The 12,185-nt window shown below is 51.4% G+C and carries 13 protein-coding genes; 2 read left to right on the top strand and 11 right to left on the bottom strand.

Annotated elements, in window-relative coordinates:
- Window position 1 precedes the first annotated feature (1 nt).
- The 5 genes from ACN08V_RS07600 to ACN08V_RS07620 all read right to left on the bottom strand — a co-directional run bounded on the left by ACN08V_RS07600 (window position 2) and on the right by ACN08V_RS07620 (window position 4,623).
- Entirely contained in the window at window positions 2–724 is a 723-nt protein-coding gene (locus tag ACN08V_RS07600; RefSeq protein WP_419100147.1) for a hypothetical protein, read from the bottom strand.
- A gap of 165 nt (window positions 725–889) precedes the next feature.
- On the bottom strand, window positions 890–1,360 hold the full coding sequence (locus ACN08V_RS07605) for a (deoxy)nucleoside triphosphate pyrophosphohydrolase (RefSeq protein ID WP_419105125.1): 471 nt from the start codon (window positions 1,358–1,360) through the stop codon (window positions 890–892).
- Window positions 1,361–1,375: 15 nt separating this feature from the next.
- Window positions 1,376–2,305, bottom strand: a complete 930-nt coding sequence (locus ACN08V_RS07610; RefSeq protein WP_419105126.1) for a TrmH family RNA methyltransferase — start codon at window positions 2,303–2,305, stop codon at window positions 1,376–1,378.
- 134 nt (window positions 2,306–2,439) lie between these two features.
- Window positions 2,440–3,531: a restriction endonuclease, SacI family gene (locus ACN08V_RS07615; RefSeq protein WP_419105127.1), complete on the bottom strand. Its 1,092-nt coding sequence runs from the start codon at window positions 3,529–3,531 to the stop codon at window positions 2,440–2,442.
- Window positions 3,532–4,623, bottom strand: a complete 1,092-nt coding sequence (locus tag ACN08V_RS07620; RefSeq protein ID WP_419105128.1) for a DNA cytosine methyltransferase — start codon at window positions 4,621–4,623, stop codon at window positions 3,532–3,534.
- Window positions 4,624–4,983: 360 nt separating this feature from the next.
- On the opposite strand from ACN08V_RS07620, the gene ACN08V_RS07625 reads away from it, so the two are divergent.
- Window positions 4,984–6,012, top strand: coding sequence for an N-acetyltransferase family protein (locus tag ACN08V_RS07625; protein ID WP_419105129.1), 1,029 nt, complete (start codon window positions 4,984–4,986; stop codon window positions 6,010–6,012).
- 83 nt (window positions 6,013–6,095) lie between these two features.
- Here ACN08V_RS07625 and efeB read toward each other — a convergent pair whose 3' ends face one another.
- The 6 genes from efeB to infC all read right to left on the bottom strand — a co-directional run bounded on the left by efeB (window position 6,096) and on the right by infC (window position 11,446).
- The gene (gene efeB, locus ACN08V_RS07630) at window positions 6,096–7,379 is read right to left on the bottom strand and encodes an iron uptake transporter deferrochelatase/peroxidase subunit (RefSeq protein WP_419105130.1); all 1,284 of its coding nucleotides are present in this window, start codon (window positions 7,377–7,379) and stop codon (window positions 6,096–6,098) included.
- 85 nt (window positions 7,380–7,464) lie between these two features.
- Entirely contained in the window at window positions 7,465–8,637 is a 1,173-nt protein-coding gene (efeO, locus tag ACN08V_RS07635) for an iron uptake system protein EfeO (protein ID WP_419105131.1), read from the bottom strand.
- A 17-nt stretch (window positions 8,638–8,654) separates the two neighbouring features.
- Window positions 8,655–9,497 carry an iron uptake transporter permease EfeU gene (efeU, locus tag ACN08V_RS07640; protein WP_419105132.1) on the bottom strand — a complete coding sequence of 281 codons (843 nt, stop codon included), beginning with the start codon at window positions 9,495–9,497 and terminating at the stop codon, window positions 8,655–8,657.
- Between the two features lie 337 nt (window positions 9,498–9,834).
- A complete protein-coding gene (gene rplT / locus ACN08V_RS07645) occupies window positions 9,835–10,218 on the bottom strand; it encodes a 50S ribosomal protein L20 (RefSeq protein ID WP_419105133.1) in 384 nt (127 codons plus the stop codon).
- Window positions 10,219–10,338: 120 nt separating this feature from the next.
- Entirely contained in the window at window positions 10,339–10,533 is a 195-nt protein-coding gene (rpmI, locus tag ACN08V_RS07650) for a 50S ribosomal protein L35 (protein WP_419100155.1), read from the bottom strand.
- Between the two features lie 184 nt (window positions 10,534–10,717).
- Window positions 10,718–11,446 carry a translation initiation factor IF-3 gene (infC, locus tag ACN08V_RS07655; protein ID WP_419100156.1) on the bottom strand — a complete coding sequence of 243 codons (729 nt, stop codon included), beginning with the start codon at window positions 11,444–11,446 and terminating at the stop codon, window positions 10,718–10,720.
- A gap of 276 nt (window positions 11,447–11,722) precedes the next feature.
- On the opposite strand from infC, the gene ACN08V_RS07660 reads away from it, so the two are divergent.
- Complete coding sequence (locus ACN08V_RS07660; protein ID WP_419105134.1) at window positions 11,723–12,145, top strand: DUF1844 domain-containing protein; 423 nt, start codon at window positions 11,723–11,725, stop codon at window positions 12,143–12,145.
- The last annotated feature ends 40 nt before the right edge of the window (window positions 12,146–12,185 follow it).

A 12,185-nucleotide genomic window follows, 5' to 3' on the forward strand; every position in this document is an offset into this window, starting at 1 on the left:
TTTAGTCCTGCTCCTGGGCTAGGTCTTTGAGCCTGAGAATATTCTCCTTGGGCATAGCCCTCAGCCCCATGACGGTGGCCCCAGCGGGGACATCACGATCAACCACTGCACCAACCCCAATGAGGGCGCCGTCCCCAATGGTTAAGGGCCTGTCGGGCCTGCCATTGTGGATTACAGCTCCGGGAGCGATCATGACTCCCCGGCCTATCTGAACATGACCCAGGACACTGCTGGAAATACCCAGGACACTAAAATCACCTAAAGACGAGTCGTGGGCAACGATATCCCCTAGAACCAGCGACCCCCTCCCCAGCACAGTATTCCAGCCTGTTCGGCTATGCAGGGCCACAAAAGTACCCTGACCGATCTGGGCGCTGGCTGGAACCAGGGGGCTCAGGCCGGTGCCAGTCAGAATCTTATGCCCATCGTGCCGGCAGCGATTATAAACTTTCTGGCGGACGGCTGGTTTGGTCATACCAATCATGACCCAAGATTCTGGAGGTAGCTCGGCATAGGGAATAACCGGTTTGCCGTCCATAGGGTGTGGCCCTGGCTGAGCCAAATCGTCCACGTAGCCTAAAAGAGGTTGCTGGAAATAGACTTGAGCATCCACCGATATCTGCAGGGTGTTGGGGCTGGAACCGTAAACCCAGAAGCCCCGATTCTCAGACCCCTCAAGCTCTTCAAGTCCTGGCCAGGGATTAGGCTTGAAAATTTCGTACATCTTTCAACACCCTATGTGCAATAAGTAATTTTCTTTTATTGTCTCCCTCTTGAAGCTCCAACACAAATTGGGGATGGCTAGAGCAGATACAAAGACTTAATGTTAAGAATAAAAATTTTCACACCTGTAAGAAATATCCCCTATATGTAATTCCCGGTATAAATATCAGCGAGGGTTTTTACCTGCCGAAAGGAGCATAGAATTGACTATCGCTCTGTTAGCGGGAATCCAGTTGAGCTCTAAGATACTCAAGTCCCAAGGGGCCCAGCGGAGCTGATGATGATCTTGCAGTGGCAGCGGGTTACCTTGAGCTATCTGAGCCCACCAGAGCCGCATGGCCGCTTTCTGGTTTAAGACCCAACCCTGGGGGTGGGGGCCAGCTAATTCGCCGCCTAAGGTAACCCTAACCCCCAGTTCCTCCTGTAATTCCCGGACGAGCGCCTCTCTGCAGCTCTCCCCCGGTTCGACCTTGCCCCCGGGGAACTCCCAGAACCCCGCTAAAGCCGGAGGGGCCGAACGCTGACCTACCAGCAGGCGGGTGGGAGCCTGTAAGGAATCAACGATAGCGGCAGCTACTACTTGCACTGGATAGGTTTCCACACGGTTTGCTTGGGCCTGCTCCCCCATTTGAGGCATCCTTATCACCCTTTATTATTTACGGTTCTGGGCCAGCGAAGAGGCAAAGAGGCAAACAGCGGCTGCCATACCCACGTTCAGAGACTCGGCAGCACCGCGAAGAGGCACGGCTACGCGCAGGCTGGCAGCGGCTTTTTCCTGGGCGCTAAGCCCAGCGGCCTCGTTACCAAAGAGCCACATGGTGGGGTGAGCCAGATCGTACTTGACCTTCTTACGGGGCTCTACCCCCTTGCGCAGGGCAAAAGCGGCATCCTGGAGGTCGTCCAGGGACACCCGGCCGTAACCGTCCGCTGCCAGCACCCCCAGGCCCTGGGCTTTAGCGTCCTCGGCAAAATCTTCTAGGTCAATACCCTGAATGACAGGCAGGTGGAAGAGGGAGCCGGCAGTGGAACGCACAGCCTTGGGGTTATAGAGATCCACTGATCCTTTGGTGGTCACGATTAAATCTGCACCAGCCGCATCTGCGGCACGCAGCACAGTGCCTGCGTTACCGGGGTCTTGGATCTGGGCCAGTACAGCAATCAGTGTGGGGTTGATAGCGCCCTCACCCCAGATATCGCCGGGGGCGATATCGAGCTGGTGGGCCACAGCCAGCACGCCCTGGGGGCTAACAGCCTCAGCCATTGCGGCCAGTACGGGGTCGGTGACCATGCGCATGAAGACCTTACGGCCCGGCTGGGGGGTGGGGGTGCCGTGGACTTCTTCCATGAGCTGGGCGATGTCCTGGTGGCGGTCAAAGGCTCGCTCGGTGATGTAGACGGCATCTAGCAGTGGCTTGGTCTGGTGGGCCCAGAGGGCTTCGCGAACAGCTTGGGGGCCTTCAACCAGGAAGAGCCCGGTCTTAGTGCGGGCGGCGCGCGTAGCGAGTTTGGCGATATCCTTCACGCGATCAGCCTGAGGGTTTTCCATGACGACGGGGGTAGCGAGGCGTTCTCTAAAATCCATTTCCCCATTCTCTCACGAGCAGACCGGGTGTGCCCCTGCCTGTGAGCAGGAACGCGCTACTGGCGCATTATGCTGGCTCTATGCAAAAAGATTACAAATACTAAAACCCACCTAAAAAAACAGATCAAAAAAAATTAAATCAAACGATTAATCAAATCTCTTGTATCCTTCGATGCTCTCGAGATATCTGTCACTTCTTCCAATATTTCTAAATAATGGCCGAACTCAAAATCCTCTACCAACTCAATCATTGAAAAAACTAAAGAATCGACAGAAACAAAATTCAAGAAAAATCCTTCTGAAATCCACTCTTCCCGTAAATTTTCAATTTCCTCGAAATCCCATGAGGCAGACCTCCCGACCACAAAGTTCAAGGAGTAAAACCCTGCATTCAAAGCTTTATTAATTGCATGATTAACATCCGTAGCAGAGAAGTTCTTATCTTTTAATTCATACAACGATAGGATTTTTCCATTTTTATAAATATCCAAGTCAGAAATCTCTCTAGACGATGCACCGCTCTGATTAATCTTATGAACCTCAACAAAAACGGAGGTATCCTTCTCGAAGAAGTACTTGAAAACACTCGATACTATTAAATTTAAAACCTCCCCTCTGGAGTTGTTAGACAGGGCTTGATCAATAAATTTCACCCCTCTCAGATATTCAGAGGAATTACTATAACCAGAGGTGCTACCATGCAAAGACTGAGAAAAATTCTTTTGCTCCAATAAATCTAAAAGAACTGCAATAGCATAGACCAATGTGTTATATGCCTGCTCCTGATCAATTATCTTAGGCAATTCCTCGCAAAGCAATATCAGCTTCTTTTTATCCGCTCCAGCCCTAACCGGATTATCAAGGCTAATAGAAGGATAGCGGGCAGGCTTATTTAAAAACGGCTCATTTGAACCGCCCATTGCACCTTTTAAATATTTTTGGTCAAAAGGAACAACAACTGAATGACAAAGCGACCTGGCATCATAGGCACCAATTAATTTTGCACCTGCTTGCAGAGATAAAACATTTATTGCATTATCCGAAGCCTTTGCCAAAAGAGCTGTGAAAAGGATATACCTAAACGTTAAGTGATTTCCAAGCATGATTTCATCAACCAGGCTTGAAAAATTACAGCTAACTTTCCCCCCAGTTGAAGCTTCCTCATAAGCCGTTCGCAGAACTATTTCAGCCTTGTTCTCGAGTAACCGAGAAAAAATTTTATTCATTTAAATCAACCTTCCAAAAGAAAATGCAGGGTTTTGATACTTTTCACCACGCAAAGCAACCTCTACTGCCGCTCTCGCAACCTTCTCAGCAAGCTTACACGGCACAGCATTACCTATCTGAGTGTAAACAGAACTTTTCTGCCCGCAAAATACATATGACTCTGGGAAAGTCTGAATCGCTGCTGCTTCACGCAGCGAAATACGGCGTAGCGTGTCTGGCACAGAACCACCAGCAGATCCACCCTGTAACAAATTATTATGATACTCGTGCAACCAGTTTGGAGCATCTTCATCCCAAATCATTCTTTCATCAACGATTGGGGTTTTATTCCCACCCATTGAAGCAGGCAATGTATAAGAATACCCCAATAAATTCAAGGGCCTACCCATGCCATTAAAAATCATCCCGGCATAAGGCGACTTCCTCAATACTGGATTGGATGCTAAAGATATTTTTGCCGTGCAAGTAATAGGATTCTCTCCTGTGCCTATCTTTGGAATACTTCTAAAAAGTTCACGCAAGCTTTGCGGCTTTTCTTTATTTTTTTGTAAATAAATCTCAAAATCATCACGATTAAATTTATTCTTTGAGCCAACAAAAAATACTCTTTCTCTGTTTTGCGGAACCCCATAGTCTGAAGCCTTTAGAACAAAATATTCACAGTGATAACCCATATCATTTGCCAGGTCAATAAATTTTTTCCGAACTAATTCCCATTTACTAAGCGTGCCCAACGCTTTTACATTTTCCATAACAAAGATGGAAGGATTAACACGCTTAACGACCTCTAAATATGTCCAAATCAATTGACTTCTCGGGTCGTCAGGATTCATCTTTCCCGCAACAGAAAAACCTTGACAGGGAGGCCCTCCGAAAACAACATCGACACCTCGACTCGCTTCAATAATTTCCAGGATATTACCATTAATATCCCCCCTAAACATTTTCACATCAGGGTTATTTCTTTCATAAGTATCCGCTGCATTTTTGTTAATCTCACTTGCAACAAGAGTTCTAATACCCGCATTCTTGAAACCGATATCCATCCCTCCGGCACCAGCAAACAATGAAAGTCCAGTTAGTTTTCTCATTTCACTCCAAAAAAATACTGCCTACAAAAATAATTCTACCACAAAACTGTAATTAGATTAAAATAATTAATACATCTTCATGCATCACTCAATGGTGCAGATAAACAGTCAAAAGGGATTGAAAAAATTATATATTGTATATAATTTTGTTGCCTCTGATATACAGATGATTTTCTCCACCAAGGGTACGTATTGCTTGCTAAATCACCCCATTTCCATTACATGGAATAGGTGTTCCCGCAAAAAAATTTCAATATTCTTTTCTGGCACTAGCTATTCTGTGAGGGTTTTCCATGACGACGGGGGTAGCGAGGCGTTCTCTAAAATCCATTCCCCCATTCTCTCACGAGCAGACCGGGCGTGCCCCTGCCTGTGAGCAGGAACGCGCTACTGGAGCGTTATGCTGGCTCTATGAAGGACTTCACCTATCGAGAACTCACCGCCACAGATACTCCCCTGCTGGAGACAGCCACGCTGGGGACTATGAACTGGTGTGGGCCTCGTTTCACCCTCGACGATATTCGAGGTAAACCTGAGTTTGCCCACTACACGCGGTTGATTCCTGAGCGAGGTGATTTGGGCCTGGTCGCCTACTCCGGTGAACATCTGGCAGGGGCGGCCTGGGCGCTCTACCTGCCAGCCAGTGATTCCGGCTACGGGTACTTTGACAGCAAGACCCCGGAACTCAGCCTCTGGGTGGCCCCAGAACACCGGGGTCAAGGGCTGGGAAGGCGACTCCTACGGGCTCTTCTTTCTGATGCTGGCCGGCTCGGTGCCACCCAGGTCAGTCTCTCGGTCGAAGACGGAAACCAGGCCCGCCAGCTCTACCTGGCTGAAGGCTTCGTCCCTGTCGCAGGCAGAGAAAAGGACGGGGTCATGGTGTGCCCAGTAGGTGAGCAGCTACTACCAGCAACAGAGCCACGTTCACTCTTTTGCGTTCTGAGCGATGTGAGTTCGCCATCGCCTCTGGCCGCAGTTTACGCAAGCTACGGTGAAGCGCTCGCCTATACCCGGGAACACCAGCACCTTTTCCCCGGTAGTAAGCCCTGCTCAGTACTCTATCTAGCAGATAACCAGCGGCTCTTACACCTCTACCCCCAACCCCAAAAGCAGATCGAAAAGCTCCTGGACCTGCCGGGGGCCTGGCGACCAGGCCAAATACATCCACAGGCTGGCCGGAAACGCACCTATGACCCCTACGATGAGGGTCTAAGCGATGTCCCCGATGGCTACATCCTCATCTGCGAAGAAGAACCAAATGTACCTGCCCCGCTGGGTATTTTTGTGGAGTCCGGCCCGGAATCTGAAGCAGAGAGATTCAGCCATGAATACCTGACTCTCTACCCCGGCCAGACCATCGAGTTCTGGCCCTACAGGTTGCCCGAGTAGCCCTAGCCTACAGCTCAATAGTGATGACCAAATCAGCAAATCACCCCTATATTAGCTTGCTAGAACTCAAACAGGGCTTCCCTTTATCTGGTAGCCTCAAAAAGCCCTGATGCCAGGTAGTCATCCTGGTCTTTGACCCCCGGGGGAACAGCAAAGAGTGCGCTGCCCACATGGCGTAGGTATTCACTCAAGGCATCAGAACTCATCATTGTTCTGAGCATAGGGACAAAGTGAGTGCGAGGGTCGCACACATAGGCGATAAAGAAGAGACCAGCATCCAAGTGGCCCAGGCCATCACTACCATCTGTATAGTTATAGCCTCGCCTCAGCATCTTAGCTCCCCCATGGTTATCAGGGTGCATCAGTCGCATATGGGCATCGTCGGGGATAATGGGGCCAGACTTGCCCTGCATGGAAAAATCTGGCTTATCGAATTCTCCACCGCCAGAAAGAGGAGCCCCATCTTTCTTAGTTCGCCCAATAATTTCTTCTTGTTCCTTCAAGGAAGTCCGATCCCAGGGCTCAATATGCATGCGGATCTTACGCACAGCACAGTAGGTGCCGCCCTCCATCCAGGCAGGATTACCTTCAGAATTAGCGCCAGAAGCCCACACATGATCTATCAGGGAATCCTTACTTTCAGCCTTAATGTTGGCGGTGCCATCCTTAAAACCGAAGAGGTTACGGGGGGTGATCTGCGCGGTGGAGGTAGAAGACGTCCTGCCAAAGCCTAGCTGGCTCCACATGACCGCAGCCCGGCCCGCCGCCAGTCGCACCAGGTTACGAATAGCGTGCACAGCTACCTGCGGATCATCTGCACAGGCTTGAATACACACATCTCCACCTTGCCAGTTACTCTCCAGCATATCGCCACTCATCTTGGGAATATCTTCGAGAGCCGGGGGAAGCTGATCAGCAAGACCGAAACGATCTTTACCGTCCGCGTCAAGGAAGAGTGACCGGCCTAGCCCAAAAGTAAGGGTCAGATGGGCCGCGGGAAGATCCATAGCTTCGCCAGTATCATCCGGTGGAGATTCTAGAGGCTTTTCCTCCCCCACATCCTGGCCAGCCATTAAGCTACGGCTCATCAGAGTCCAGTCCATGAAGAGCTCTTGTAGCTCTTTTCTGGTTTCTGCTGTAATTTTTAGAGCTACAAAATGCAGGCGATCTTGGGCGGGTGTTACTACCCCACTTTGGTGTTCGCCAAAAAAGGGGTAGCTATTCTGGTCTTCTGCCGCTGATTCTGATGCTTTCAGAGAGCTACAGGCTGTGCCCCCGGCTACCAGGGCTACGCCCAGACTACTTAACATAGCAGCGCGCCGGTTCATGCTGGGAAGTACTAGTGCTGGATTCTTCTTTTCAGGCATATAAGCCTTCTTTCTATGGGGAAGGCTCCTGCTCTTATACTGAGCAGGAGCCTAGGTCTTTTACCGTGCAAAGCTGCTGGAGCTACTAAATGATTGCTCCGGTCAGTTGCGATAAAGGCTCGCTCAGAGCATCAATGGCATCTGAGAGCTGACGAATCTGTTCCTGAGAAAGATCAGTGTAAGGAGTGAACTCGTCACCTTGCTGATATTGATCCAAGAGCTTCTGGACGTCATCGAACTTTGCTTCTAGGGTGGTACCCAGCTCAGAGTTCTTGGCTTCGAGCAGCGGGCGTACGTCCTCGAAGGCCACTCTAGCGCCGTCAATATTGCCCTGGAAATCGGAGAGGTCAGTATGAGACCAGATCTCTTCTTCCCCGGTGATCTTAGAGAAAACAACCTCATCCAGTAGGCTCTTAGCACCGTTAGCAATCTGGTCGACGGTTAGATCTAAATCACGAGTCTGGTCATAGAGCTTCTGAGTGTTTTCTTGAAGTTCAAGAGCTGCTTTCTTGAGCTCATCATCGGTCAAGGGGGTGTAGGGCTTACCACCATTTTCTTCGGGGGTAGGTTGCCAGAGATCTTTCTCCAGCAAGTGCCAGCCTGTCCACTCCTGCCCGTCTTCCAGGTCAGCTTCTCGTGCATCCAGCAGGGGGTCAAGATCACCAAAGGATTCCGCTACAGGCTCGATACGTTCATAGTGGATACGGGCCTGGGGGTAGAGGGAGCGAGCACTGTCTTTATCACCGGACTGCAGGGCCTCTACAAACTGGTCTGTCTTAGTCTTGAGCTGCTCGGTCTGATCTTTAACATAGGCCGTGTACTGATTGACAGCGGTGTCACGCAGGGCCTGCTCATCCGCTGCCACCGGAGAAGCATCAGGATTAGCTGTTACTTTCAAGTCCCCCATAATACCGTCACCGACCATACCTGGCTTGCAGGAGGTCTTGTACTGGCCTTCGGCCAGTTCAACTGTCAAGTCTCGGGTAATTCCGGGGCCGATATTTTCAATCTCCGAGATAATCCTTAAACCGTCATCGGCCAGGATATAGAACTCGGTGACTTCCTTACCATCATTGGTCACAGAGAAGGTATTCTTACCCGCTTTAACCTCAGTGCTTGAGAGCTTACATTCGGTCTCGGTAGATGAGACCTTAACAGCCTCAGTGCTGTCATCAGATTTAGCGTTTTCGGTACAACCGGTTAAGGCAAACAGCCCTACCGAAAGAGCCAGAGTGCTCAGCTTAAGATTTTTATTCATAGTTTTTCCTTTGGTTTCTAGGATGAGGTTCTTGGTTGGGGGCTAGTTCTTGGGGAGACAACTTTACTGCGGTTCTTAGCCATAAAGAGGGGAAGCACAATACCCACATAGGTACACCAGGCGATAGCCTCCAGCCAGGTTGTAGCCGGGGAGAAGTTGAAGATAGCTTTCAGGAGCGTGCCCAGCAGGGAGGTGGGGGCAATAAGATGAGAAATATCGAAAGCTAGAGAGTTCAAGCCTGGCAAAATCCCAGCCTCCTGCAGGTCGTGAACGCCATAGGCCAGCACCCCTGCAGCAATAAAAATTAGAAAGAGCCCGGTGTAGCGGAAGAAAATCCCCAGGTTGAGTTTAAGGGCGCCGCGCATGATCAGCCAGGCTAAGAGAACCGCCAGGGCGATGCCCAGTAGAGCTCCTATAAGTGCCGTGGCTCCGTTACCTACGGATTGGGAGGCGGCCCAAATAAAGAGAGCTGTTTCAAGCCCTTCGCGGCCCACCGATAAAGCAGCCAGTAAGACAACGGCTCCAGTACTTGCCTGAACCAGGTCAATTTTTTGGCCAAGCTCACGGGAAAGATGCTTTGAATTTTCTGCCATCCAGAAAATCATCCAGGTTACAAATCCCACAGCAATAATGGACAGGCTCCCACCGATTGCCTCCTGCGCCTCGAAGGTCAGGCCTCTGGGTCCAAACGTGAGCAGAGCCCCGAAGCCCAGAGAAACCAATACCGCCAGGCTTACACCCATCCAGATTTTAGGGATGAGATGGGATTTACCTGTTTTGCGCACGTAAGCTAGCAAAAGGCCAACGATCAGAGCCGCTTCCAGCCCCTCTCGCAGTCCAATCAGGAAGTTTTGGAACATGTAAACCTGTTTCTTCAGAAAAAATAATATTAGGTATACCTATTATAAACATTAAGTCATCTTTAACAGCATTTTTATGTGACTTATTTCAGTTACCTGCCTGCCTTTTGGCTCAACAATGAGCAAAGACCGCTAAGATCTACCCCCTTCGGCTACCCCCGTTCTTTCTCTCTTGACCCCATTGTTCACCCCGGGTTCAAGAGAGAAAGACGGGTCTGTAGAAGACAGGGGGTAGGGCGCATAAAGAAACCGCCTCCCACTCCCCCTACCTAGGGGTAGAAGAGTGGAAGGCGGTCCGTTGTCCCAGGCAGGGCCGGGGACAGAGAAAGCTCAAAGACTAGGAAGCCTTGGGAGCTGAAGTGTCCTCAGGCAGGTTGTTCTTAGCGATTTTAACCAGAGCTGAGAAAGCAGCGGGCTCGTTGACAGCCAGCTCAGCCAGCATACGACGATCAACCTCAACCTCAGCAGCCTTCAGACCCTGAATGAAACGGTTGTAGGTCAGACCTTCAGCGCGGGCTGCAGCGTTAATACGCTGAATCCACAGGCGACGGAAGTCACCCTTCTTCTTACGACGGTGGTCATAGCTGTATACCAGTGAGTGAGTGACCTGTTCCTTAGCCTTGCGGTAAAGGCGTGAACGCTGGCCACGATAGCCCGATGCACGGTCCAGGATTACTCTGCGCTTCTTATGCGCGTTTACCGCGCGCTTCACACGTGCCACGTGTGTCTCCTTACATCTTGTGTCCTACCCAGCTTTGAATCACTAGCGCTGGTGCAGGAGAGAAAATATCTACTTTTGGTGTGCCCTCAAAGGGGCGAAGCTTCAGGAAGCAGGCTAGGCTTACTTGCCCAGCATCTTCTTGATGACCTTTGACTGACCGCCGGTTACAATCTGGTCAGAGGCCAGACGACGGGTCAGACGGGAGGACTTGTGCTCCAGGTAGTGGCGGCGGTTGGCCTGCTGGCGCTTTACCTTGCCAGTACCGGTGAGCTTGAAGCGCTTCTTAGCACCAGAGTGGGTCTTCTGCTTCGGCATGAGCCGATTCTCCTTACCTTCTACCCTCACGCCCTCTCAGGCGGTGAGGAACTGAAAAACTCAACAACGTTTCGCTGTCTAAGGGTGTTGTGCTCGCTGAGCGACCGCACGTGCGGTTCCCAGGCGAACCAGGACCAAACACTGAACACTATAGGAGCCGTGCTTGGATGTCTATTTTCAGTTCTTATTCGGCGGAAGCCTGAGCCTTAAGTTCCTCCGGCATTGAATCTGCCAGAGAATTGGTCACAGGAGTAGCCTCGGTGGTGTTGACGCGTTCGCGACCCTTGCGTCCGCTTGCCTTAGGGCTCTCACGGCGGACTTCTTGCTTACCGCGGAGCGGAGCAAGAACCATCACCATGTTACGACCGTCTACACGGGGGTTTGACTCTACAGTGCAAACCTCCGCCAGGTCGCCGGCCATCCGTTCAAGCAGGCGCACACCCATCTCGGGGCGCTGCTGTTCACGACCACGGAACTGAATCATAGCCTTGACCTTGTCACCGCTGGCCAGGAAACGACGTGCGTGCCCTACCTTGGTTTCGTAGTCATGGGTGTCAATTTTCAGGCGGAAACGGATTTCCTTCAAAGAAGCATTGACCTGCTTCTTTCGAGATTCACGTGCCTTCACTGCGGCTTCGTACTTGTACTTACCGAAGTCCATAAGCTTACACACAGGCGGCTTAGCGTTGGGGGCAACCTCAACCAGGTCGAGGTCTGACTCCTGAGCAAGACGCAGTGCATCTTCTACGCGGACAATACCGACCTGCTCACCGCCGGGGCCGACGAGTCGAACTTCCGGTACGCGAATTCGGTCGTTGATGCGTGGATCGCTAATGACAAAGCTCCTGTTGCTTGTGCGGGTTTCCCCGTGAATTTCTGTGGGAGCAGAAAAGCCCCCGGTTGCGGTCAGCAAGCGGAGGCTAAAGATACCCACCCGATGGAGTGTAAGGCAGACAAGTGCCCTACATTCCTGTCACAGCTTCATCTGTGTGGGATAACCCGGCAACCTGTTGAGCGGTCACGGGGTGGGAACCTTGAAAGTTCCGCTTGCAAACAGATAGTCACTCTACCGGTATTTCGGGGATTTATCAAGAGTAAACCGGCAAGCCCCTATCTGTCAGCCCGCTTTTAGCCTTTACAGGTGTTCACGATTGACAGTCTTTTAGGCCGGTATGAGATTCTAGTAACCATGAGCAACGAATCTACCTACCGTTTTGATGAAAACCAGCCCACCGGCGCGGAGCAACTCCCCGAAGGCCTCACCGCTGAGCAGGTCAACGAAGTTAATGCCCAAATGCGTGACATTGCCGAAGTACCTGCTGTTGAGGTCATCACCACCGCCGCCGTACACCTGATGAGCGCCGCCGCCGTCAAGTGCGGTTTAGCCGCCGATGAAAACGCCGATGAGCTCAGGGACCTAGACGAGGCCCGCAAGCTCATTACTACCCTGGCCGGCTTCGTCACTGCCGCCGCACCCGAAATCGGCTCCCAGCATGCGGCCCCCCTCCGCGATGGTCTGCGCTCTCTTCAGCTGGCTTTCCGCGAGGCTTCCCCCTACCCCGATGCGCCGGGCCAGGGCCCGGGTGAAAAGTTCACCGGCCCTGTCTTCTAGAACAGGGGCCTGTAATTCTAAGCGTAATGGCGGGGCCTAC

Source organism: Rothia sp. P5766, assembly GCF_048513555.1.
In the GTDB taxonomy this organism is placed as follows: domain Bacteria; phylum Actinomycetota; class Actinomycetes; order Actinomycetales; family Micrococcaceae; genus Rothia.